At 39.9% G+C, this 23,505-nt stretch carries 22 protein-coding genes; 5 read left to right on the top strand and 17 right to left on the bottom strand.

All coding sequences use genetic code 11. The features are described from left to right. Positions 1 to 4: 4 nt before the first annotated feature. The 6 genes from B5D77_RS02905 to B5D77_RS02890 form a co-directional block, all read right to left on the bottom strand. Positions 5 to 1,393, bottom strand: coding sequence for an aspartate aminotransferase family protein (locus tag B5D77_RS02905; RefSeq protein WP_008200836.1), 1,389 nt, complete (start codon positions 1,391 to 1,393; stop codon positions 5 to 7). Positions 1,394 to 1,704: 311 nt separating this feature from the next. Then, positions 1,705 to 1,830, bottom strand: coding sequence for a hypothetical protein (locus B5D77_RS27615; RefSeq protein ID WP_256386908.1), 126 nt, complete (start codon positions 1,828 to 1,830; stop codon positions 1,705 to 1,707). A 52-nt stretch (positions 1,831 to 1,882) separates the two neighbouring features. Next, entirely contained in the window at positions 1,883 to 2,116 is a 234-nt protein-coding gene (locus tag B5D77_RS02900) for a photosystem I reaction center subunit IV (protein WP_002800416.1), read from the bottom strand. 79 nt (positions 2,117 to 2,195) lie between these two features. Next, entirely contained in the window at positions 2,196 to 2,825 is a 630-nt protein-coding gene (locus tag B5D77_RS02895; RefSeq protein WP_008200845.1) for a DUF6391 domain-containing protein, read from the bottom strand. 78 nt (positions 2,826 to 2,903) lie between these two features. Next, positions 2,904 to 3,032, bottom strand: coding sequence for a hypothetical protein (locus tag B5D77_RS27610; RefSeq protein WP_255348753.1), 129 nt, complete (start codon positions 3,030 to 3,032; stop codon positions 2,904 to 2,906). A 16-nt stretch (positions 3,033 to 3,048) separates the two neighbouring features. Further along, positions 3,049 to 3,750: a 16S rRNA (uracil(1498)-N(3))-methyltransferase gene (locus B5D77_RS02890; RefSeq protein ID WP_008200848.1), complete on the bottom strand. Its 702-nt coding sequence runs from the start codon at positions 3,748 to 3,750 to the stop codon at positions 3,049 to 3,051. A 322-nt stretch (positions 3,751 to 4,072) separates the two neighbouring features. On the opposite strand from B5D77_RS02890, the gene B5D77_RS26140 reads away from it, so the two are divergent. From B5D77_RS26140 to B5D77_RS02875, 3 genes are all read left to right on the top strand, one after another. After that, positions 4,073 to 4,243, top strand: a complete 171-nt coding sequence (locus B5D77_RS26140) for a hypothetical protein (protein WP_008200850.1) — start codon at positions 4,073 to 4,075, stop codon at positions 4,241 to 4,243. Between the two features lie 309 nt (positions 4,244 to 4,552). Continuing rightward, positions 4,553 to 6,499 (top strand): AAA family ATPase, encoded by a 1,947-nt coding sequence (locus B5D77_RS02880; protein WP_008200852.1) that lies wholly within the window; start codon positions 4,553 to 4,555, stop codon positions 6,497 to 6,499. Next, entirely contained in the window at positions 6,499 to 6,906 is a 408-nt protein-coding gene (locus B5D77_RS02875) for a hypothetical protein (RefSeq protein WP_008200854.1), read from the top strand. The genes B5D77_RS02880 and B5D77_RS02875 overlap by 1 nt, the downstream gene beginning before the upstream one ends. 42 nt (positions 6,907 to 6,948) lie before the next feature. On the opposite strand, the gene B5D77_RS02870 is transcribed toward B5D77_RS02875, so the two are convergent. The 10 genes from B5D77_RS02870 to secA all read right to left on the bottom strand — a co-directional run bounded on the left by B5D77_RS02870 (position 6,949) and on the right by secA (position 17,902). Further along, a complete protein-coding gene (locus tag B5D77_RS02870) occupies positions 6,949 to 7,200 on the bottom strand; it encodes a hypothetical protein (protein WP_008200855.1) in 252 nt (83 codons plus the stop codon). Positions 7,201 to 7,204: 4 nt separating this feature from the next. Then, a complete protein-coding gene (locus B5D77_RS02865; RefSeq protein ID WP_008200857.1) occupies positions 7,205 to 7,963 on the bottom strand; it encodes a hypothetical protein in 759 nt (252 codons plus the stop codon). A gap of 30 nt (positions 7,964 to 7,993) precedes the next feature. Beyond that, the gene (locus B5D77_RS02860; protein ID WP_008200859.1) at positions 7,994 to 8,386 is read right to left on the bottom strand and encodes a Mo-dependent nitrogenase C-terminal domain-containing protein; all 393 of its coding nucleotides are present in this window, start codon (positions 8,384 to 8,386) and stop codon (positions 7,994 to 7,996) included. A 733-nt stretch (positions 8,387 to 9,119) separates the two neighbouring features. Further along, positions 9,120 to 10,877, bottom strand: coding sequence for an arginine--tRNA ligase (gene argS / locus B5D77_RS02855; RefSeq protein WP_106908239.1), 1,758 nt, complete (start codon positions 10,875 to 10,877; stop codon positions 9,120 to 9,122). Between the two features lie 92 nt (positions 10,878 to 10,969). After that, positions 10,970 to 11,356 carry a type II toxin-antitoxin system VapC family toxin gene (locus B5D77_RS02850; protein ID WP_039899913.1) on the bottom strand — a complete coding sequence of 129 codons (387 nt, stop codon included), beginning with the start codon at positions 11,354 to 11,356 and terminating at the stop codon, positions 10,970 to 10,972. Continuing rightward, positions 11,356 to 11,583 (bottom strand): DUF2281 domain-containing protein, encoded by a 228-nt coding sequence (locus B5D77_RS02845; protein WP_008200865.1) that lies wholly within the window; start codon positions 11,581 to 11,583, stop codon positions 11,356 to 11,358. The genes B5D77_RS02850 and B5D77_RS02845 overlap by 1 nt, the downstream gene beginning before the upstream one ends. Before the next feature lie 41 nt (positions 11,584 to 11,624). Then, positions 11,625 to 12,104, bottom strand: coding sequence for a 2-C-methyl-D-erythritol 2,4-cyclodiphosphate synthase (gene ispF, locus B5D77_RS02840; RefSeq protein ID WP_008200866.1), 480 nt, complete (start codon positions 12,102 to 12,104; stop codon positions 11,625 to 11,627). Positions 12,105 to 12,658: 554 nt separating this feature from the next. Further along, on the bottom strand, positions 12,659 to 13,270 hold the full coding sequence (locus B5D77_RS02835; protein WP_039899916.1) for a DUF4276 family protein: 612 nt from the start codon (positions 13,268 to 13,270) through the stop codon (positions 12,659 to 12,661). A 24-nt stretch (positions 13,271 to 13,294) separates the two neighbouring features. After that, positions 13,295 to 14,482: an AAA family ATPase gene (locus tag B5D77_RS02830; protein ID WP_106908238.1), complete on the bottom strand. Its 1,188-nt coding sequence runs from the start codon at positions 14,480 to 14,482 to the stop codon at positions 13,295 to 13,297. Between the two features lie 603 nt (positions 14,483 to 15,085). Continuing rightward, entirely contained in the window at positions 15,086 to 17,902 is a 2,817-nt protein-coding gene (secA, locus tag B5D77_RS02825) for a preprotein translocase subunit SecA (RefSeq protein WP_106908237.1), read from the bottom strand. Between the two features lie 222 nt (positions 17,903 to 18,124). On the opposite strand from secA, the gene B5D77_RS02820 reads away from it, so the two are divergent. Both B5D77_RS02820 and B5D77_RS02815 read left to right on the top strand, forming a co-directional pair. Beyond that, positions 18,125 to 19,117 carry an ImmA/IrrE family metallo-endopeptidase gene (locus B5D77_RS02820; RefSeq protein ID WP_008200874.1) on the top strand — a complete coding sequence of 331 codons (993 nt, stop codon included), beginning with the start codon at positions 18,125 to 18,127 and terminating at the stop codon, positions 19,115 to 19,117. Positions 19,118 to 19,119: 2 nt separating this feature from the next. Then, on the top strand, positions 19,120 to 19,776 hold the full coding sequence (locus B5D77_RS02815; protein ID WP_106908236.1) for a hypothetical protein: 657 nt from the start codon (positions 19,120 to 19,122) through the stop codon (positions 19,774 to 19,776). A 300-nt stretch (positions 19,777 to 20,076) separates the two neighbouring features. On the opposite strand, the gene B5D77_RS02805 is transcribed toward B5D77_RS02815, so the two are convergent. Then, complete coding sequence (locus B5D77_RS02805) at positions 20,077 to 23,256, bottom strand: type ISP restriction/modification enzyme (protein WP_106908235.1); 3,180 nt, start codon at positions 23,254 to 23,256, stop codon at positions 20,077 to 20,079. Positions 23,257 to 23,505 lie beyond the last annotated feature (249 nt).

Here is a 23,505-nt window from a genome sequence, read left to right as displayed (position 1 = left end):
TTAACTATTTTTTGGCGGTTTTTTGGCGTATAGCTTGGCTGGCCAAGGTTTTACCGAATTCCCAAGTGGCCCCTGGGAAGCGGTGTGCATCAGCGACCACATCTTTAACGGCGGTGATCAGCCAACGGCAATCCTCATCGGAGAGGGTGAGGGGGGGGATAAACTTGATGATATTCATGCCGTGGCCGGAAACCTGGGAGAGGATTTGATGGCGGGTAAAGAGGGGAACGACGATTAACTGGGAAAATAGCCCTTTATTGGCGGTTTCTAGCATTTTCCAGGCGGCTTTTAGTGACCAACTGCTCGGCTCGGCAAATTCCAAGGCGATCATCATACCCAATCCCCGCACTTCCTGCAAACATTCGTACTGATCTACCAGAGGCCGTAGTTCTGCGATAATTTGTTGACCGATTACGGCCGATCGCTCGACTAATTTTTCCTCTTCAATCACCTGTAAAGTGGCAATACCGGCGGCCATGGCCAGATTATTTTTACCAAAAGTGCTACCGTGAACCACAGAACGATCCATGCGATCGAATACTCGATCGAAGATCCAGCGACGACAGAGAACCGCTCCCACTGGCACAAAACCACCCGAAAGAGCCTTGGCAACACATAAAATGTCTGGTTCTACCCCCCAATGTTCCACAGCCCAAATTTTGCCAGTCCGGCCTAAACCGGTCTGCACTTCATCGGCCACAAAAAGAGTGCCGTAACGACGACAAAGGTCCGCGGCCGCGGGGAGATAGTTCGGTTCGGGAATTCTCACCCCGTGACCTTGGATCGGTTCGGTAATAAAAGCCGCTACTTCTTGGTTAATTAGAGCTTTTTCGAGCGCGGCCAGATCGCCGAAGGGTATTTCCTTAAAATCGGCCACAAACGGCCCAAATCCCTGGCGATAATGGGGATCGCCGGTGGCGGAAAGGGAACCCATGGTTAACCCGTGGTAGCCTCCCTGACAGTAAACAATTTGGCTGCGTCCGGTGGCGTAGCGGCTGAATTTAATGGCGGCCTCGACAGTTTCCGTGCCAGAATTAGCAAAGAAAACTCGTTCTAATCCAGTTGGTGCGATCGCTGCTAACCGTTCCGCCAGCAATCCCGCTAGGATAGAAGCATCCAATTGGACTAAATTGGGCAATGCTGCCGTCAATACCTCTTGTAAAGCTTGCACGATCTTGGGGTGATTGCGTCCGAGAGCGAAAACACCAAAACCACTCAGTAAGTCCAGATACTTGTCCCCCTGATTGTCGAAGAGGTACGGACCTTCGGCTTTAACGTAGTGGCGATCATAGCCGATCGTTTTTAGTACCCTAACCATCTGGGGGTTTAGGTATTGTTCGTGGAGGGCAAAGTTTTCTTCTAGTCTTTTTTCTATCAGTTCTAAAATGCTCATAAATTCCAGATTTGATTACTGAAAAACTAATTTTTAAACACCTCAAAACCGATTATGTTGACAGCACATTATCATGATTTTTGGCTATCTAATATTATAAATTATTTGATATATTTTGTCAAGTATTTAAAAACTTATCTAGGATAATGAAACTAATTAACTCTTGTTGGCTAAAGGTTCAAGCGACTTTTAGATAATTTGTTAGTCAGTTTTTATATGGTTGGCGCGCATCGCGTGCGCCCAAAATGTAATATCAGTAAACTGATAACTTATAACTGATAACTTATAACTTATAACTTATAACTTATAACTTATAACTGATTACTGATTACTGATAACTGATTACTGATTACTGATAACTGATAACTGATAACTGATAACTGATAACTGATTACTGATAACTGATAACTGACAGCTATAAAAAAACCGACCAACAAGAGAGAATTCCTGTCAGTCAGTCGGTGATGATAGGCTGAATTTTAGTCAGCTTTATTTCTTAGCGGGGGCAGCCTTAACGAGTTCCAATTCACTTTCAGCGAAGTTATTGGTATTCAGTCCACCGGCGCTACCACTAAAACCGTGGTAGTTAACAGTGTTAAAACGGACGATAACGGGATAGAGGATACCACTTTTATCAACACTGGCTACGGTTCCTACATCGTTGTACCAGTAAGACTCTTTCCGTTTGACTCTAACTTCGGCTCCGCGTTCGATTCCAGGCATAGCTGTTGTTTTTTTTTAAGGGTTTAGTTAACAGGTTACAATCAGAGCGAATTTGCCGAAAGGGTTTTTACTTTAAGTTTTATTGCAAATCTTGCCACTCTGTTTGGACGAAATGCCCCGAACGTCCCCATAGGTCTGCCTTTGGGGCAATATTAACGATTGTTAAGTTAAAGGGAATGGCCGTAGTCAGGTATTTTTGGGCCGACATTCCCACATCTGGCCCGATTTGAAAAGCGGCTGCAGTGGCTAAACCTAAGCCTAATAACTGAGAAATCGGACCTCTGGGGAAGATAAGATGAGTTCCTAAGACTAAGCCGGCGGTTAAGGCTAAAGTTACCGATAAATTGGTGCCACAACGCGGATGTAGTGCCAATTGCCCCTCGCCATTTTTGAGACGATGAAGAGCCTGTTTGGCCGCCATTTGCAGTTCATTTGTATTAACCTGTCCGTAGAGATAAAAACCCCTATCGGTGGACAGTCCCCCCAGGGCCTCGTTATCCGCAGGGGAATGGTCAAAGGGTGATTGACGACGGGCAGCCATTTCGCTTAATACCCAGACGGTGGCGTGTTCCAAGGCGTGAACCTGTCGCAGGGTGAGAAATTCTTTCAAACCAGGGATAAAGCCGATTTGTGCCAGTAAATCGCTGTCTTGCCGGGGGGAGGGGTTTAACCAGTCAAAAGAGAGGTTAGAAGGGCTACTAGGGGTCATAAAGTTGTGGTAGGGGGCGTTTTTTCGAGGAGGACGAGGGTGCTATAGGGTTGCAAGGCGGTGTCCCAGTAGGTGTCTTTAATGGGGATTGACCAGGGTGGTTTCGGCAAAAGGTGGAAAATCTGGCCACAGGGAAACCGCTGCTAGTTCTTGCTTTAGGTAAGAAGCGAAATGATTCCAGTTATCTGGATTGCTGGTCTTGGTCATAGTAAACTCTAGTCAATTAGCTGTCTAAATAGGCGTTAATGATAGCAAGAGCCACTAAGGGAGCGGTAATTGTTCTCAAAATGCGTTTTCCCAATGATACAGGTAGAAAATCAGCGGCGAGCGCTTGTTCTATTTCTGCCTCCGTCCATCCCCCTTCCGGTCCGATGGCCATGGTTATCTCGGTTGATGTTTGCAATTGAGAAAGTAGCGGGGCCACTGTTCTACGGGTAACACCAATATAACAAGTTGTCTGTGGGTTAGCTCCCCGCTTAAGGATGGCTAAAAATGATTGTGGTTCTTCGATAATGGGAATAATCTGTCTTTCTGATTGTTCTACAGCTTCCCGGGCAATTTTTCGCCAACGGTCGATTTTTTGAGGACTAGGATTGACTAAACCCCGTTCTGTCAGCAGCGGGATAATCCGATAAACTCCTAATTCGGTGGCAGCGCGGACGATATCATCAAAGCCATTTTTGGGAATTGCTACCATTAAATTCACTTGTACTGGTAGTTCGCTAGTTTCGTTTATCGCTTCTAAAAGATGGGCCGAATTATCAATTATTTCTGCTAACCACGCTTGTCCTTGTCCATTGAGGGCAATAAAACGTTCATGGGATTTTAAACGAACAACTTTTTTAAGATAATGACTTTGTTCGGGTGTTAAGGTAATTAACCCGTTTTCTAGGTTGTTAAAATCAAGAAGAAGACGGTAATACAAGGCGGTTTAGTCTATATTGATATTGTGATTAGGATCACTGTCAGCTATCTATTTTAGCTTTTATGGTGTTTTTGTATAGGGTTGAGAGTAGATTAGCTTATAGCAGTTATCTTAATGATGAAGTACGTAGTTTTCCTTTTGGCTAGTCAGTCGTCAATACCAAATTAGGTTATACTTCCTGTTGATGACAAAGGCTATAACTTACTATGGCCTCACCTACTCATATCTGTTATAAAATTTATCCTCATCAAGGTATCTCTTGGCAAATAAGAATTAAGACTTGACAATCTCCACTCCCCAACCCCTAACCCCCAGAAAATCCATGGACATCACTGCTAAAATTAAAGATCTGGCACAAAAATATGATATACCTCCTCAACTGCTCAAAGAAGCCATGGCTTTAGAAGTGGAAAAATTTGCTCTAAAAAATCGGCGGCTATCACCTAAAATTATCGAACTTATCGAAAAATATACCGACTCCCCACAATCATAAATTTTATAGCTCTCTTGCATAATTTATTTTTGGTAAGTAGGGAGGCACAATTATTTGTAGGATGGGTTAGCGGTAGCGTAAGATGATCAGGCGTTGGTTTTCATGCTTCAAACCAACCTACGTTCATCTTATATTTAATGCCACCCACCCACTTAGTTTAAAAACGACAAAAATAAATATCAAGTTGCATAAAATCTCTAAATAAACCATTTAATTGGATTATTATTCATTCTTAATTCTCCTGATTACTGACTACTGGTTACTGAATCCTACCCAACCACAAAATTTTTGATTTTTACAAGAGTTATTATGACTTTGAGACTGAAACAAATTCGCTTAACTAATTGGAAATGTTATCCTAGTCAAAATATTACTTTTAACCTGCATCCCGACAGAAAAATTCAGATTATCTTCGGTAATAATGGCCACGGTAAAACTTCTCTGATGACAGGGATTTTATGGTGTCTCTATGGGGTAGATATTGTATCTAAAGAGACTCTGAAAACCTATTTTTATCGAGGTAAGGATGATTCTTCATCAGCAGAAGAAAAAGAAATGCGGGTAGAATTAAATTTTACTAAAAACGAGAAAAATTACTTTATCAGTCGCACAGCGAAACTAAAATTTAATGGTAGCAGTTCCTATCCTAGCGTAGAGGAAGCATTATTTTATGAAGATGGAACCATGAGAAGTAACTCTAGGGAATATATCGAAGCATTGCTTCCTAAATCTATTCGAGATTTTTTCTGTTTTGATGGCTCAAAAATCGAACAATATACCCAGATAACTCAAACTAAAGAAGCAAAAGAAGCAATTGAAAAAGTTTTGGGTATCCCTGAATTAAGAAACCTGCGCGATGATACAGAAAAAGCCTTACAAGAATTAGAAAAACGTTTAAATAAAGCAGAGGGAACCAGTCATGATTTTAGAGATAAGCTGCAACAATTGGGAGAATTAGAAGAAGATATTGACCTTAAAAAAGGTCAGCTTAAAAATGCCAAAGATAACGAAAAAAATGCTGTAGTTATTCATCAGGATGCTCAAGAAAAAGCTGCTCAGATTGAAAGTTTACAAGAAAAATTGGAGGAAATTCATGATTTAGAGAACAAGCGTATTGATTGGCAATCTCAGTTAAATAACCTACAAAAGTCTATCGATTCTTGGTTAAAAAAAGCTGCGATACCTTTGCTGATTAACTTTGTGCAGGAAATGGCTGACGATTTACAAGTTACTAGCTTAAAAAGCACTTCTAAAACTAATTCTACAGCAGTTTTAAAAGCAATACTTGAGGATAAAAGCTGTCTATGTGGTCGTTGTTTAGATAAAAATTCTCGTGATTTTATCCTTGAAAAAATTGCCGAACTAGAGTCCTTAGAAGTGGACAACGTCACCAGAATAGAAAAAGAGCAAATTAGAATTGATTTACAGGGAATTATCCGAGATAATGCCAAATTTAGTAATTATAGTCAATGGTTTTTACAAAGAGATCGTTTAGAAGAAGAAATTGAAGAAATTAATCAACATATTAGACAGCTAAAACGGGAAAGCACAGGAATAAATCAAGACTCGGTGAGGGAGATTTGGCGAAAAGTTATCGAATCGGAAGGAAAAGTTAAGGAGATTGAAGAAAAGATCGAACGCTTGCAAAAGGAAATCGAAATCAAAGAAAAGCAATTAGAAAATTTACGCAAAGAAGTGGAAATTTTAGCTAGTGAAAATCAAACCACCTCGATGTTATCTAATCAGGTTAAAATGGCCAGAGGTTTAAAAAATGCCACTAACGAATTAATCGAATGGCATATCGATAATTCCCAAAAAATGATTAATCAAGTAACCAGCGATCGCTATTTACAAGTAACCAATAAACCAGAGGAATATAGAGGAGTAGAAATCACTCCCGAATACACTTTAGGAATCCGTACCATCACGGGAAAATTATTAAATCCCGATGTCTTAAGTGCCGGAGAAAAGGAAGCTTTAGCCTTTGCTTTTATCACTGGTTTAAATCAAATAACCGATACTTGTGTACCCCTAATTATGGATACACCTTTCGGCCATTTAGACAAAGAACATCAAAAAAATATTATTAATTCCCTCCCTAATTTAAACTCCCAAGTAATTATTTTAGCCACCGATCGCGATCTTCCCGATCGACTTTTAAATCTGCTGCTCCCCTATACTACTGATATGTTCAAAATACACCGTTTGGCTGCCGATGAAGATGCTTCCGTGATTGAAGTGATGGAGAGTTACTAATGCAGAGAATCGATCCCAGTTTGAAGATTTATGCCTCAGAAACTTCCAGAAATTATCTACAGGTACTAAAAGATAATAAAACCTTTGAGCGCATGGTAGATGCTTATTTATTCGCCGCTGCTTTTGCCATTAAACAAGACTTCAGTATCTACGGAACCACTTTGAGCAATCGACAGGATTTAATTACTATTAGCCAAATCGAGCCAGAAGTTATTTTAGCTTTAACCGCGGGAATTTATATTATCTGTAAAAAGAATTCCTATCCTCAACCCAGCGACGGTAAAGAAGTTTTAGATAAGATCTGTCAATACGCAGAAGTGGGATTAAGGGAATTAAAAGAACGCTGGCAAGGCAAAGTCAGCAATCAAATCCAAGCTGACATTGAGAGAATTATCAATAATCTCTAAAATTCTCCCTATCTAACTATCTTTTTTAGCGATAACGACAAATTAGATTCTTTCCACACTGCCAAAAAAGACGGGTTCCACACGAATAGCAACGATACTAGCCGGACGTAAAACCATATATTCCCCTTGGATATTTCTGATCGGAACATTGATAAAATCGAGGGAATCGGCTTTCGGAATTAATTCGTTACTGTACCACTTTTGAAATTCTTGGATAGTCAAAAAACGGACTTCCTCGCGATGTCCGCTGCTTAAGAACAAATGTACGGCGTATTCGTCAGCCTTTCTACTCATTTTTTTAACTAATCAGATGGAATTTTTGTAATAAAGTTGCCATTAAAGGCGGAAAAGTGAGACGCAATTCGCTCAGATCCGAGAAAATTAATTTTTGGTAGCTTGGCAGGTCAAAAGCTAGTTTACCCTTTAATTCCGCCCGATTTTGATAGGTTAGCAGAATTTGTCCGCCCTGTTTACAAGCGATCGCATAACCTAATTCTACACCCACTAGGGGACTAGGCAGTAATTCCGTTTCCTTTTGGCTAATCGCCGTAGCATCGGCAATAAATAATAAACTTTTGCGAATTTGGCGTAATTGACTATCACTCAATCTGGTGACATTGCCCTCAGTTCGGGGCGTTTCTTCGATTTTTAAGGGCAAACGGGAGCGTTTATTGAGATTTTCGACGGTTTCGGTCAAAACTGTTTTTAAAGCGGTGCTAGAGTCCTTAAATTGGCTTTGGGAGCTAAAATAAATGACGGGATCCAACCAAGCGCTGAGGTCCTGTTTAGTAAAATAAATTTCTTGGGAAATCAGGTCAATATTCGAGATGACGTAACCGCCACTACCTTCGAGGTAAAATTCCACCCTTTCCCCTTCTAGATAGCGTTGGAACCAGACAGAACCCTGTATTGTCAGACTATCATCGAGAAAATCGGCTCTTAAACCCGATTTTAAGAGACTATTGCGACTTAAGCGCAAGTCGTGGGGACGTTTGACAACCTCGCGGATAGGTTCGTATTGGTCCAGATACCAAGCTTTCAGGGCAATGATGGCCATAGGTGTGGCGATTAAAGACACTCACCCATTTTAGCAGTAAGCACCGATATCCTCTCCACATTCATCGGCAAGGTAAGAAAGAGCGCGAAATCTTAACATCATCAGGTTTTCGTAGAGGGGATTTAGCTTGCAAAGGGGCGGAATCTCTAGAATTTTCCAGCTAAATAGGGTAATTTTCCGCGCAAAGGGACATTGAGCCGGAATTAGACGACAAATTCGATGAGCTAGTGCGGGTGTATTAATCTCTAGGCGATCGATTCGTTGCCGCAGGGGTTGCCATAAATCCCATTTTGGTTGCGGTGACGGATTTTTCCGATTGCCTTTCGACCAAGGGGCGATCCAATTAGACACAATTATTTTATTTGTGGTATAATCTGATACATCAGCATCGGCCATAGCTTTATCTTCAATTGATTGACTCATAAGGTTCTATCTGAGACTACGGGAGGGCAAATGCTCTTTGCCTAAAATCCTCTAGGACTTTCGGACATTTGACCGCTTTAACGATAACATCTCTGGGATAAAATTACCCGTTAAGACTGCACGGGAACGCTGGGGCTGCGGCGAGGAAACTTGAACATTTGTACTAACTTTCCATCTCCGAGTTATCACCTGAAAGCTAATAGGCAACAGACGACAATAAGATAACGTCACCAGTGAGTTTAACTAGATTAATCTCTAAGCTTCCCCCAAAGATATTGGCTCTGATTAGAGCTATTTCTAGGTTAGCAAAAAGTCAGGTTTTTTCACGTCAGCATAGTACACTTTTTCTGGGTATAAAATGGCACCCAGTTTTGTCAAAGATACGCAATGCAAGGGGTGGGGTGTGGGAATTATCAATTATGAATTATCAATTATGAATTGGGTAGTTGGCTCTCTTAGGTTTGGTGGGCAAAATGTATTCTAAGATACAGTCCTGCTGGCGGTCGCAACGCGCTCGCTACGCGAGACCGAGTGGAAGGAACCACAAAGACACAAAGGACACAAAGATTGATCGATCATAGTGTAAGTTAAACTTATCACACAGAACCTAGAAGAGCCAGGAGTTTTTTGCTGTGAACTGATAACTGATAACTGATAACTGATAACTGATAACTGATAACTGATAACTGATAACTGATAACTGATAACTGATAACTGATAACTGATAACTGATTTACATTCTTTCCAAAACGGGAATTCCCAGGAGATATAAGCCTAATTTTAGGGTTCTTGCCGTTAAATCACACAAAACTAAACGAGAGGTTTTAATCGGTTCTGCTGCTTTCAGAACGGGACAATTCTCATAAAAACGATTATACTTTTTACTGAGTTCATAAAGATAATCACATAAACGATTGGGTAATAAATCTTCTTCCACGGCACTAATTACTTCCGGCAGTTGCAGTAATTGTTTAGCCAGAATTAATTCGCTTTCATCCTTGAGAATTAGCGGTGAATTGGCACTTAAATCCTGAAAATTAATACCACCTTCGCGACTGATACTCTGAACCCTAGCGTAAGCGTACAGCATATAGGGGGCGGTGTTGCCTTGCAGATTGAGCATTTTGTCGTAACTGAAAACGTAGTTACTATTGCGATTTTGGCTGAGATCGGCGTATTTAACGGCACTTAATCCGACAGTTTCGGCAGTCTTAGCCATAAAATCGCTGGTTTCTTCTCTTTCCTCGCTTGTCAGTCTTTTTTCTAAGTCAGCTAGGGAACAGGCGATCGCTTGATCGAGTAATTCTTGTAATTTTACTGTCTCCCCGGAACGAGTTTTTAATTTTTTACCATCTTCCCCTAAAACTAATCCAAAAGCGACGTGAACCACTGCCACATTATCGGGTAAAAATCCCGCTTTTTTAGCCACCTGAAATACTTGGGCAAAATGGTTAGCTTGTCCAGCATCGGTAACATAAATTATTCTTTCGGCTTTATCTTGACGCACTCGATAACAAATTGCTGCTAAATCGGTGGTAGCGTAATTATAACCGCCGTCGGATTTCTTGACAATTAGGGGCAGAGGATACCCCTCTTTGTTGGTAAAACCATCGAGAAAGACACATAAAGCGCCGTTGTCTTCTGTTAGCAATCCCTGTTGCTCTAATTCTCTGATTACTGTCTCAAGGTAGGGATTATAAAAAGATTCACCCCTTTCGGTTAGTTTTATATCGAGAATATCATAGATTTTCTGAAATTCCCGTCGTGATTGTTGACAAAGTAACTGCCATGCTTGACGACTTTGAGGATCACCCGACTGTAATTTTACTACGGCTTGGCGGGCAGTTTCTTTAAAGTTTTCGTCTTCATCAAAACGAATTTTGGCCTTTTTATAAAAGCTAACTAAATCCCCTAAATCCAGAGCATCTGCTTGGGTTAAAGCACTAGGATAAGCTTCTTGTAGATAGGTGATTAACATCCCGAATTGAGTCCCCCAATCCCCGACGTGATTAAGACGAATTACTTGATGATGACGAAATTCCAAAATCCGAGCAATACAATCACCGATTATAGTCGATCGCAAGTGACCGACGTGCATTTCTTTGGCAATATTGGGACTGGAAAAATCGACAATAATTTTTTGACTGGGGTTAGCAGCGGCAACTCCTAAACGGTTGTCAGTAATTAGGTCTTTTAATTGGGTTTCTAGATAACTGGGTTTAAGGGTAAGATTGATAAAACCGGGTCCGGCAATTTCGGGGGGTTGACAGAGATCATCTATCTCTAGATTTTTTAGTAAAGTTGTCGCCACTTCCCGGGGTTTTTGTTTTAATTCTTTGGCTAAAGAGAGGGAAATATTACATTGATAATCGCCAAAACGGGGGTTACTAGCGGCCACAATTAGGGGATCGGTAGCGGCGAAGTTTTCCCCAAAGGATTTAACTAGGGATTGGGAAAAACGTTCTTTTATTTGTTGGATAATGGCAGTCATAGAGAGAATTTAGGAATGAATGTTAGAAATCTATGGGTAATGAGGAAATTTATCTTGCTCTCATCTTGAATAGAATTGAGCCGGACGGGGTATTATGTCCATTTTCTTGGTACATTATAAGCATCAAATTTAGTATCTTTACTAATTAGAATTAGTGATCTGTTTAGAGACTGAGCAATTAGCATTCTATCAAATGGATCACGGTGATGCAAGGGTAAAGTACAAATTTTTAGAGTATCAGAAAATGATATAGACAGTAAGGTTATATCTGATGCTTCTAGTTTAGTTTCAATGGTTTCATAACTTTTTTGTAGGTCTAACTTACCTAAATTTAACTTAATCGCAATTTCCCAGAGACTAACAATACTGACATAAACTTCAGGAGCAAAATCTATTTCCTCCCGAAGATTATTAGGCAAGTTAGAATCGTTTTCAGTTAACCAGATGAAAGTATGAGTATCCAGAAGAAAAGATGTCATCACATATATTCCTGAAAATCTTCCAAAGACTCATCAAAATCATCAGACAAAGGTAAGGTAAATGTACCTTGTAAAATTCCTGAACGACGTTTTCTAGGAGAAGGTTTCTCTATAATAACATCTGATTGATAATTGGCCATCAAATATTCAGCATAGTGAAGCAGTTCTATTTTTAATAACTCTGGCATTGCTTCGACAGTTTCTAAGATTTTTGTGTCTATATTCATAGGTTTGGCATACTTAATCTCAGCAAATTTTTACTAATTACTTATTCCTTAACCAATAAAACCACGGCATAAACTGCGATACCTTCTTCTCGTCCCACCGGTCCCAATTGTTCGTTAGTAGTGGCTTTGATTCCCACCTGGTCCGGATTAATCTTGAGAGTTTCTGCTAATTTGGCTCGCATCGCACTGAGGTGAGGTTTCATTTTCGGTTTTTCGGCAACAATTACCGAATCAATATTATTAATCTGCCAACCTTTATCGATAATTAATTGATTAACTTGTTCTAATAATTTTAAACTATTCGCCCCTTGCCATTGTGGGTCTGTGGGGGGAAAATAATGACCGATATCGCCTAAACTAAGCGCACCCAGCATGGCATCCATAATAGCGTGGGTTAAGACATCGGCATCACTGTGACCCAATAAACCCACAGTATGGGCAATCTCTAATCCTCCTAAAATTAAAGGTCTTCCTGTTACCAATCGGTGGATATCGTAGCCGTTACCAATACGAATATTCATAGAGCAGTCTCCTTGAAGTTATATTAATTATCTTATCGCAAAAGGGAACAAGTTAGGGAAATCTTTTCCCTAACTTGTCCTTATTAGTTAATTAGCTAGGAAGGATGAACTATTCTGCTGAAGTTTTTCCCAATACAATGAAAGCTTATACTAAATTGATTTTTGATAGTATCATTAACTGCCAATCCAACTTTAAAAACCCACTTGCCACTTGCCACTTCCCACTCTATACTTGTTAAATAAGATTTAGTATAACTCGATCGCTGTTAAAATTGCGGTAGAATCAGGAGAGCGTTGGGTTTCATGCTTCAAACCAACCTACGTTCTTGTTAAATAAGATTTATAGCGTTTTTCAGTCTGCTGAGGTACAAAAGTTATGGGTTTTAGGCACTCATGCAAAAGGGAAGAAAAATAGGTGTACCTTACTAGCTTAGGAAACGCTATAGTTAAACACCGAATTTTGAACAATTATGCAACAATTTATTCAACAGTTAAAAATCGATTTATCCTTGACAGTAATCTAGCAGTTTCATCATTTACTTTCCTAAATATCCTTAGCTAATCATCGCCAATAAACCTTGATAAAAAATCTGAAAACTAGGAGAACAATTATGAGCAGGAGTCATAAATTGAGAAATTTCTCGGGCTGCTTTCACTTTTTCTAAACCTCCTCGATGATACCCAGCTTTTTGAAGTATCTTTTCTAAGTTTTCCCAAGTTCCGCCCGTAATTTCATCGGGTTTTCTGTATTTTGCTTGCTGTCCCACATTAGTAGAAACTTTGGGATAGGCTGAGACTATAGCCTGAATATCACCAAAAAACCAAGCTTCTAGTTCTTCTATAGCAATTCTATTTAACACCTGAAATGTTTTTTTATCTTCACTAATCGTTTTGGTGATCAGTCCTGTTTGTTGGGCAATATTTTCTAACTTTTCTTTGAGCATTTGACAATCTTCATTGTCTCTATCTACAAGAATAATGATTCGATAATCATCGGGTATCCAGCATTGATAGCCTTTTAATCGCTCTGGTAGTTTTTTGATTAAATCGGATTTACCTCGAAAGGCATGAATTTTATAGGTGACATTCTCAAATAATATTTTAGGTAAAATTTGATTTAAACATTCTTGGGTAGAAAATTCTTCAACTAAAAATTCAATATGCACTTTTTCCCTCCTTTGCTATTAAACTTAAATGCTAGGATTACCCACATCAAAATAGTCCTCCATCCATAATTGACCCAACAAAGCACCATTTTGAATAAATTCCTTAACTCCTTGCATTGCTGAAGTACGTTTAGCTTGAGTAAAACCATTTTCATCTCGATAAAGTACCCAAACCTCCTCTGGTTTCAAACCATCTACAAAAAAGGGAGAATGAGTTGTTACCATTAATTGTGTACTTGCGGTCGCTGCCCGACATTCTTCTGCTAATTCAGGTAATAAACGGGGATGAAGATGATTTTCTGGTTCTTCCATTCCCAGTAATTGCGGAGGGCTTGGATCATATAATATAGTTAAATAAGCCAACATTTTTAAAGTGCCATCGGAGGCAAATTTGGCAAGAATTGGCTCTGGAAAAGGTGCGTCTTTAATTTGCAGTAAAAGCTGTCCATTCGGCATAATAGATGCTTCTACTTTTTCTAATCTAGGAATTCGACGAGAAAGGGTTTGTAAAATAGATTCTAATCGTTGAGGATGATCTTCTTTTAAATATTGAATAACATTAGGTAAATTGTCACCAGTTGGGGATAATCTTTCTTGCGCTCCTGCTTCTGGTTGAGTGCGAGTATTATCTGCGGTTAAGTAGGAAAGATACCAACTTGTGATAAAACGACGCAAAGCACTAACCCGGGGATGTTTGGCCAATTGTCCGAGGGTACTAACAGCTAAAAATTCTGGGGAGTCTAATCGTTCAGAAATTCGTTCATCTTCTTCTTGGGGATTTTCTCCACTAATCACTATTCCTCCCCCTTCTTTAAAGTCTAAAAAGCGATAAGGTTTGCCCTTCGCTCCTTGTCTCCACTGTAACCATTCTTCGGCAACATAAGGGCGATTGTTAGCTTCATTAATAGCCAAATGATAGGTAATTAAAGGTGATGCCAATTTTTCTCGATATTTTAATTCGATAATGATGTAACCTTCTTGTCCTCTGGTTCTTAATTCTTTAAATCTTCCCCGTCTGTCCCAAGCTTTTTTTAAACCAACAGTAAAACATTCAGAGAGGAAAGCAAAGACATCAAATATGGTAGATTTTCCGCTCCCATTCGGACCGAGAAAAACGGTTAAAGGAGTAATGCTTTTTAATTCTAAGTCCTGTAAAGCTCGGTAATTTTGCACGCGCAGATTTTCGATTCGAGGTATAGAGTTTTTAGACATTGATTGTTGCTCTCTGCTGCTTTTAGCTCGTCTTGTCGCAGATTAGCTGTTAATTTTCCCAGTTCCCGCAAAAAACTGGTCAATTTTTAGTAATCTCGCTCTTCTGGACTGGTTATAGCAAATTAGCTCTCCTGATTCTACCGCAATTTTAACAGCGATCGAGTTATACTAAATCTTATTTAACAAGAACGTAGGTTGGGCTTCGGCCGTGAGCTTTTGCCGAACGGTTGAAGCATGAAACCCAACGCTCTCCCGATTCTACCGCACTCCGAGTTTTTTCTTGGGGATAATCTGCTAACTTCTGACTATCCACTGCCGATTACCGCAAAGGATAGCCATTTATTCTATCAAATTGATTAAGTATGATAACACTTGTGACTATATTTTTCACTGCCTTGCTGGCAGTTACGGATTTTACTTACCAAGTTTTGATTCATTTTCCCATACAAATCATCAATTTTTTGGGGTCGTTGCTGTCCTATGGAGTAATCGGACTGATAATTTTTGTCCTAGTCTGGATTGTGGGTGACTGATTTCTCGGTAGAAAAAAATGAGAGAATCGGCCTTAGCCAATTCTCCCCAATTTAAGCCAACTTTTAATTTTTACTGTTCACTAGCCACTGCTTGGGGTTGTCCTTGCGGTTGGAATTGGAACAGGGAATAAACCACATTGCGACGGATATCAATCATCATTTCTAAAAACATCTCGTAGCCTTCCTGTTTATACTCAATTAGGGGGTCTTTTTGACCGTAACCGCGTAAACCAATCGACTCCCGTAAAGCTTCCATAGCTTGCAGGTGTTCGCGCCATAACATATCGATTTGTTGCAGGATAAAATAACGTTCGGCATCGCGCATTAAACCGGCGCGAATATTATCCACTTGACGTTCCTTAATTTCGTAGGCTTTGCGAACTTCTTCGTGTAGGAACATCTTGATATCATTAACACTCATCTCCTCGACATCTTTAGCGGTAATATCTGCCAATAGATAGACGAATTCCTGAGATTTACTAATCAGTTTTTCCAAATCCCATTCTTCCGCCGGCAGTTCGGGATTAACATAAGCCATGACGATTTCATCCATGGTTTTTTCGGCGTATTGCAGCACCTGTTCTTTTAGGTCCATCCCCTCCAAAACCCGACGACGTTCGGCATAAATAGCGCGCCGTTGATTATTCATCACCTCGTCGTATTCAAACACCTGTTTCCGGGCATCATAATAGAAGGTTTCCACTTTTCTTTGCGCGCCTTCCAGGGAACGAGTCAACATTCCCGACTCAATAGGCATATCTTCTTCCACCCGGAAGGCATCCATTAAACCGGCCACGCGGTCGCCCCCAAAAATCCGCAATAAATTGTCTTCTAGGCTTAAAAAGAAGCGTGTGGAACCGGGGTCGCCCTGTCTGCCCGCCCTGCCTCGCAATTGGTTGTCAATACGGCGGGATTCGTGGCGTTCCGTCCCGATAACGTGCAGTCCGCCCCTTTCTACTACTTCATCGTGTTCTTTGCCTGTGTAATCTTCATAACTTTTGCGAATTAATTTATAGACTTCGCGTAACTTTTGAATAACCTGGTCATCCGTGGGGGCTTTTTCGGCTGCGATGGCGATTTTTTCTTCTACTTCTAATTCGGGTAAACTTTGAGTTCCGTGGGTATCAACGGCAAATTTAACCGCTTCTTTCAGGGCATTTTCTACCTCTTTCGGTAACTCGGTGGGAAAAATTTCCGCCGAGGCACGCCAGTTTTTTTTCTTCTTACCCGGGGCGAATCCTTGCGGGCGATTGCGTTCTCCTAAACTGGGTAAACTAAAGGCCAAATTGTCATCTTCGGGCATAACTAATTTGGGCATTAAATACTCGCGAATTTTCAATCGGGCCATATAATCGGAGTTACCACCGAGGATGATATCGGTTCCCCGTCCCGCCATATTCGTAGCAATAGTTACGGCCCCGGCCCGGCCTGCTTGGGCGACGATTTCCGATTCCCTTTCCACGTTTTCTGGACGGGCATTGAGTAAGTTATGGGGAATCTTTCTTTCCTGTAATAACAGCGAAAGCACTTCCGATTTTTCCACACTGGTGGTACCGACTAAAACCGGGCGACCCTGTTCGTGCATTTGTTGACATTCTTCGGCGACGGCGTTCCATTTTGCCTGTTCATTTTTATAGACCACATCGGCTAAATCTTGCCGGCGAGAAACGCGGTTAGTGGGAATAATTGTTACTTGCAGGTTATAGACTTTTTCTAGTTCCGTTTCTTCGGTTTTAGCCGTCCCGGTCATGCCAGATAATTTCGGATAGAGTAGGAAAAAGTTTTGATAGGTAATCGTGGCTAAGGTTTGGGTTTCCTGTTGAATTTCCACCCCTTCCTTAGCCTCCACTGCCTGATGTAAACCATCGCCCCAACGTCGCCCCGGTAATACCCGTCCCGTGAACTCATCAACGATAACAATTTCACCACTGCGGACGATATAGTTAACGTCTTTTTTCTGGAGTTCTTTGGCACGAATAGCGTTAGAAATATAGTGCGCCCAGGGATTTTCTTGGTCGTATAAATCGGTAACTCCTAATAGTTCTTCCGCTCTTTTAAAGCCTTCATCGGTCATTAAAACGTTACGGTCTTTTTCGTTAACTTCGTAGTCTCCCGGTCCGTCTTCTACTTTTTGGCGCACTAATTGTTTGGCGATTTCGGCGGCGAGAATATATTTTTCTGTGGGTCGATCGATCTGTCCTGATATAATTAATGGAGTTCTGGCCTCATCAATAAGAATTGAGTCCACCTCGTCGATAACGCAGTAGTTAAAGGGTCTTTGGACAACTTCCCCCATCACTGTAGCCATGTTATCGCGCAGATAATCAAAGCCGAGTTCGCTGTTAGTGGTGTAGGTGATGTCACAGGCATAATTTTTCTTTCTTTCTTCTGGACTCATGCCGGCTTGAATTAGTCCCACACTTAACCCTAAAAAGCGGTGTACCTGCCCCATCCACTCCGCGTCACGACGGGCGAGATAATCGTTAACGGTGACGACGTGAACCCCTTTTCCGGTCAATCCATTCAAATAAGCGGGGAGTGTGGCAACTAGGGTTTTTCCTTCCCCGGTTTTCATCTCGGCGATTTGTCCTTTGTGCAGTACCATTCCCCCCAATAACTGCACGTCAAAGTGACGCATCCCTAAGACTCGGATTCCCGCTTCCCGGACAATGGCGAAAGCTTCGGGGAGGATTTCCTCGAGAATATCCTCTCTTTGCTCATAATTTCTCGCTTTGTCCAATCTTTCCTTAAATTCGCTGGTTTTGCTCCTTAATTCCTCATCGGACAGGTTTTTAATGTCTTCTTCCAGCAGGTTGATTTCGGTGACGAGGGGCTGAAATTTTTTAATTTTGCGGGCGTTGGGATCTCCGAGTAGGGCTTTTAACATAGCAGTTTTTATTCTCTCGCTTCGATTGGCTCTTGATCTGTGGTGTTAACAATTGTATCACTCTCGTTGGGAGTAGAGAGTCATTTATCGCTGAAAAGGGACTCTTGCCAGTGGGCAAAAATTAAGTTAGAGATGGTATCTTAGAGATAAGAATATACTGATCTACTTTGATTCCCTAAAACCTTAAAAAACTTAGTATTGCCGACAAAGGAGGGTGAAACCATGACAGAAAGCCTTACCATGGCAGCCCTCTACGGGAAACTCTCAAAAATCGGACTAAAAAAAGATTATGTCCGAGAAAATGGCTTGCCCAGTTGGTGGGATGATGAACTCAATGATAAACCCGTTGCAGTCCTAGAAGGGGCAGGTTATATCGCCAAAAAGCTCAATCTTGACCTCTCATCCTTATTAACCCCTCAAGAAAAGGTCAAATTTAATCGACCTCCTCATACTAAATTTAAACAGCACAATAGCCAAAATAACCAACATCCCCATCTAGCACAAGCTTTAGCGAGTCGTTTTGCTGAGTTAATTTCCTTGGGGGTTGAAGTTAATTATACCCCTTTACCTAAGGATGCTAAAACCATCAGAGAAGACATCTTAAGTCAACAGCCAAAGGTTGACTTGACCTCTCTTTTAGATTATTGTTGGTCTCGGGGAATAGCGGTGGGATACTTTGATCATTTTCCTGACAAAACTAAGAAATTTGCTGGATTAATTCAATGGTATTCCACTTGTCCTGTAATTATTCTTAGTTCAAAATATCAACAGTCGGCAAGACTCGCTTTTGACTTAGCGCACGAATTAGGACATTTAGCATTAGCACATCTAAAAGATGGGGTATTAGTTGATGAAGAGATTACATTTGATAATGATAGAGAAGAAAAAGAAGCTAATCAATTTGCCACTGAATTACTCTTAGGTGATTGTGATAACTGCCTTGGGGATAGGAAATTCCAAAATGTTGAAAGATTCAGTAAATATGTTCAAGAGCATTTTATCTCTCATCATCCGGATATTGATATAGGTGCAATTATTCTGAACTATGGATGGCATAACAGGCGCTACTTTGCTTTAGCCATGGCTACTTTAAAATTATTAGAACCCAACCCAAATGGCAATAAGATTATTAATGAATATTTGGCTAATAAGTTAGACTGGGATAAATTTGATGACGAAACCTACGAGTATCTAGAAAAGGTGTTAGGAGTTTAACCTTGATAGGTTCTGTTTATTGTTTGGATAATGACATTATCCTAAAATTGTCCACCTATGGCTTATTTGAGAAAACCCTCAATACCTTTGGAGTTGAAATTAATCAAGTTAAAATTCTTGAGACATTTAAATATAAATTTAAAAGGGAACCGCAACAAAAAAGGAAGAAAAACCCTGTTAAATATAACCTAGAATACGCTTTATCTGTGGTTGAAACCTGCGATAAAATATCAATCAATAATATCAATCAAGAGGATTTTATTCAATTACAGAAAATCGAAGGAATAGATATAGGTGAGGCTATTCTCATCAGTTATGTTAGCTACTTGAATAAACAAAATAATTTAAGCTATTTACTCACGGGAGATAAACGCTGCTTGAAAAATTTAAATGTTCCTGAAACTAATCAGATTACTGACTACCTTCAAGGTAAAATATGGTGTTTAGAACAATTAATTTTAAAAGATATTGAAATTTATGGATTTAAGTGTATTCAAGAGAAAATTTATCCCGTTCGAGATTGTGACACTAATCTTAAATTTATATTCGGTTATAGCAGAGAATCAGCAGAGCAGGAAGTCAGAGAATTGTTAAAAACTGAAATTAGGGAATTAAGAAAAGAAACGGGAAACTTACTTTATCCCTACCCTCCAGGATAGCAAAATTTGTTGTTTATTTTCGTTGATACAGTCCTGTCAGCAAGCGAGTGGAAGGAACCACTCCAGACACAGAGGACACGAAGAATAAGAGAGCATCCTTGGGAGTGGAGAATCATTTAAGTAGGGAGGCACAATTATTTGTAGGATGGGTTAGCGGTAGCGTAACCCATGCAGGCGTTGGGTTTCATGCTTCAACCCAACCTACGTTCATCTTATATTTAATTCCACCCACCCACTTATCGGTGAAAAGGGACTCTTGCCAGTGGGCAAAAATTAAGTTAATCTTCTCTCACCGGTGGCTTAACTAAAGGGGAAACCACCATATTTATTGATAATTATATCTATAGTTTCCATAATTGCGATCGATTCGCCCAAAATGGAGATAATTTGTTGATAATGTTCTAGGTCATCATAGCTAAGGTGGCGACCTTTGCGGTCTTTTAGCCACTTCTGACACACTTGATAACCGCCGATATAAAAGTTCCAAATTTGGGGCGGAATCCCCGCAAAATACTGGTCAGAATTAATCGAAATTTGTTGTTTATTTTCGTCATATTTCACCTGTTCGACTAGATTGGAACCCGCCACGGGATAGCTACTAATTTCTTTTCCCGTTGCTTTCATCAGGTGTAAATGTACTAATCTGTCACCTTTTTTGACTAATTCCCAGAATAATTCTTGATTACTGGTGAGAGGAACACGAGGAAAGTCTATTTTTAAAAATTCGGCGTAACGTTGGCGATATTGGGGAGAGTGAAAGACAGCATAGATATAGTTAAAAATGTCTTCTGGTCCAAAGGTTTTCTTTTTGTCTCCTTTGCCATCACTGATAAATTCTAATTCAAGTTTTGCCGAAAGTTCCTTAATAAATTCAGGCGCTAGATTGGGACGGCGTTTTATTTGCATTTCACCGAATAGAGTTAGTTGATCACTTGGATAAAAGTAAAGAGGGAAAAGATAAGCTGAACCTTTATTGCTGACAGTTACCCGATTATCAATTACATAATCAGTGGCAATGGCATGATTAAAAATAGATTCAGCAACTTGTCTAGTTGTAATCAAACCTAAATTATCATCAATCATATTATTCATAACTTCTTGCTTAGGTCGATCTACTAATTCCTGATGCTGAAAATATTTTCGGATGTCAAAGGGACGATATAAACAATTGATTATTTTTTCTTTCCAATAGTTATCTTTAGCAAGAGTTTTCCTTTTTTCTCTTAGATTCCAATCTTTTCTATCATATTCTCCATAAATAGATTGAAAATCAATTTCAGAAATATCTAAGTTTCTAAAATCATTGATACGTTTTTCTAAATTATCTATATCTATATCAAAAACTAATTCATCTCGGTGGGTTTTAATTCCAGTTGAATTAACTGGCATAATTTCAGTAATCTTCCAAAATTGATCGTATTCCGAGCGCAGATTAATATTCTGAGGTTTAAATAGATAAAAAGGAGAATCAGGTTGTAATTCCTGCCAAGAAGTAGAATAAAGATCATTTTCCTCTAACCAGTGATACTTACCACCGACAATAACTTGATTCTCAATTATCTCTCTTTTCCCCCATAAATCAGCATGATAAACTTTAGCTAAATTTGAAGAACTATTGTGATATTTAATAAAAATACCAATAGCTACACCTTGCTGAATATCAAACACATTTTGATCCAGTGAACCGTCGGGACAGATTTCTTTTTTCTTACTATTGCCGTGTAAATCGAGAATATAAATATCATCAAAAGTTTTTAATAAACTTTGACGCATTCCCCGAAAAGTTAGATTATCTAAATAGCTGTGATTAGTTATAAATGCAAAAACTCCGTAACCAGTGGATGACAATCGATACTGAGCAAAACGAATAAATTTTACATAATCATCAAGTAATAATTTAGAGTTACTCTCGCCTAATGGTTTTCCATCTAATTGATAATAATCTCTGACCAAATCTATAATCCACGGATCAGTATTCTCTGAAACCGCAGAATAGGGTGGATTGCCTAAAATAACCATAACTGGCATTTCTTGCTTAACATCTTTTGCCGCGGCTGCTTCATCGCGAATGCGATTTAAAAACCCATCAGCAGGGGGAATTTGAAAAGCTTCCTGTAGGGTGTTGGTGAGATAGATTCCCAAGCGTTCATCGGCACTAAAATCATAGCCTAATTCCTGAAGTTGTAACCCTAATTTCATGTGTGCTACGGTGTAGGGAGCCATCAGTAATTCAAACCCAAAGAGACGGGGTAATAAATGTTTACTGACATAACTAGACCACATCCCTTTCTGTTGACGAAAACTATCATAGATATGGTCGATAACCGAGTGTAAAAAAGTGCCAGTTCCCACAGCAGGATCGAGGATTAAAACTTGGTGAACTTCCTGATTTTCTTGGCTATTATTAGGATTTTTAATCGTAATTTTTTTGGCATCGGCCAAACCTTTAGGAATCTGAAACTTATTTTTTAGAATATAGTCCACACTGCGAACCATGTAAGAAACCACGGGTTCAGGGGTATAATAAACCCCCCTAGACTCACGCATTTTACTATCGTATTCTGCTAAAAAAGTCTCATAAAAGTGAACCACAGGATCCTGCTTGCGCGTGCGTTTTCCAAAGCTGCTAAGAATACCATCCATGTCCGTTTGTTGTAAAATAGTCGCTAGAGTATCTACGGCCCAAGTAATCCGCTCATCTAATTCTGTACCAGCAATTTGATGAAAAATTCCCCGCAAAAAAGGGTTAGTTTTCGGTAGTCGAAATCCCGCCGTTTCCCTGGAAAAAGAACTTATTTGATCCGTATTACAGCGTGCTGCGAATAAACCATAACAGATTGTTTGTGCATACATATCGGCAAACTGCGCTTCATTGAGATCACTAATTAAAACTCGTTGAAAAGATTGCAATTGTTGCCGCAACATTCCCCCGCAATCTTGATCTTTTAAAGCTTGGCCGATTGCATCTCGAATTAACTGCGCTAAAGCGGCCATTTTTTTCGCTAATTCTCGCGGTGTTGTTATCTGAATAACTTTTGAGAGGAAAAATTGACAGAACAATTGTTCTACTTGTAAAATACCCTGGGAATCAGGTTTAATTTGCTTTTTTTGATTAAGACTTGCCACGGCAGCTGATAGACGCAATTCTCCCGATACATACCAACGAAATTCTAAATGATCGGTGATAATTAAATTACCTAAAGCCTGTAAATAACGTTTTATTTGGGGAGTATTTTCAACCTTTTTGAGAGAAGTTCCGATATCTTTTGCTTCCAGATGGCCAATTTCTACCATACCCTGATTAATCACAAAATCCGGAGCGCCACAAGCAATCCTTTTGGGTTCATTGAGAGCTTGTAGGTTATTATTTAGGGATTCAATTAATTTTTTTAAAGCAGGACGATAACTGTGTTCTGTGGCGTTACCCTGTTGATAAATGCCTGTGATTTCCTCTAGATATTTTGGCAGTGAATTACTCATTATCGTTGCGACATACAAACGTTCTTCTCTAGATAAAATATAATCTCATTTAGCCCCAATGTCCACTGAGATGCCCTCATCCTACTTTATGGCTGCATCTGACATTTGCAGAAATACCGACAATCAGCAATTATCAGTGATTCTTGAATTATCACAGATATATCAGCAGCTGCCTGTAAGCATCCCACCGAAAAGCTAATGCGCTGCCGGGTTTGGGGGGTTCTACCCCCCAAAAGCTGGGATTGAGTA

The organism is Microcystis sp. MC19 (genome assembly GCF_003019735.1).
In the GTDB taxonomy this organism is placed as follows: domain Bacteria; phylum Cyanobacteriota; class Cyanobacteriia; order Cyanobacteriales; family Microcystaceae; genus Microcystis.
This window is presented reverse-complemented; position numbering and strand designations above follow the sequence as displayed.

Bases quoted from the DNA above. Each gene is read 5' to 3' on its own strand.
- ispF (WP_008200866.1), bottom strand. From the start codon at position 12,104: ATGAATATTCGTATTGGTAACGGCTACGATATCCACCGATTGGTAACA.
- B5D77_RS02850 (WP_039899913.1), bottom strand. From the start codon at position 11,356: ATGACATCTTTTCTTCTGGATACTCATACTTTCATCTGGTTAACTGAA.
- B5D77_RS02880 (WP_008200852.1), top strand. From the start codon at position 4,553: ATGACTTTGAGACTGAAACAAATTCGCTTAACTAATTGGAAATGTTAT.
- B5D77_RS26140 (WP_008200850.1), top strand. From the start codon at position 4,073: ATGGACATCACTGCTAAAATTAAAGATCTGGCACAAAAATATGATATA.
- argS (WP_106908239.1), bottom strand. From the start codon at position 10,877: ATGACTGCCATTATCCAACAAATAAAAGAACGTTTTTCCCAATCCCTA.
- B5D77_RS02875 (WP_008200854.1), top strand. From the start codon at position 6,499: ATGCAGAGAATCGATCCCAGTTTGAAGATTTATGCCTCAGAAACTTCC.
- B5D77_RS27610 (WP_255348753.1), bottom strand. From the start codon at position 3,032: ATGACCAAGACCAGCAATCCAGATAACTGGAATCATTTCGCTTCTTAC.
- B5D77_RS02860 (WP_008200859.1), bottom strand. From the start codon at position 8,386: ATGAGTCAATCAATTGAAGATAAAGCTATGGCCGATGCTGATGTATCA.
- secA (WP_106908237.1), bottom strand. From the start codon at position 17,902: ATGTTAAAAGCCCTACTCGGAGATCCCAACGCCCGCAAAATTAAAAAA.
- B5D77_RS02845 (WP_008200865.1), bottom strand. From the start codon at position 11,583: ATGAATATAGACACAAAAATCTTAGAAACTGTCGAAGCAATGCCAGAG.
- B5D77_RS02830 (WP_106908238.1), bottom strand. From the start codon at position 14,482: ATGTCTAAAAACTCTATACCTCGAATCGAAAATCTGCGCGTGCAAAAT.
- B5D77_RS02865 (WP_008200857.1), bottom strand. From the start codon at position 7,963: ATGGCCATCATTGCCCTGAAAGCTTGGTATCTGGACCAATACGAACCT.
- B5D77_RS02895 (WP_008200845.1), bottom strand. From the start codon at position 2,825: ATGACCCCTAGTAGCCCTTCTAACCTCTCTTTTGACTGGTTAAACCCC.
- B5D77_RS02905 (WP_008200836.1), bottom strand. From the start codon at position 1,393: ATGAGCATTTTAGAACTGATAGAAAAAAGACTAGAAGAAAACTTTGCC.
- B5D77_RS02900 (WP_002800416.1), bottom strand. From the start codon at position 2,116: ATGCCTGGAATCGAACGCGGAGCCGAAGTTAGAGTCAAACGGAAAGAG.
- B5D77_RS02870 (WP_008200855.1), bottom strand. From the start codon at position 7,200: ATGAGTAGAAAGGCTGACGAATACGCCGTACATTTGTTCTTAAGCAGC.
- B5D77_RS02805 (WP_106908235.1), bottom strand. From the start codon at position 23,256: ATGAGTAATTCACTGCCAAAATATCTAGAGGAAATCACAGGCATTTAT.
- B5D77_RS02820 (WP_008200874.1), top strand. From the start codon at position 18,125: ATGACAGAAAGCCTTACCATGGCAGCCCTCTACGGGAAACTCTCAAAA.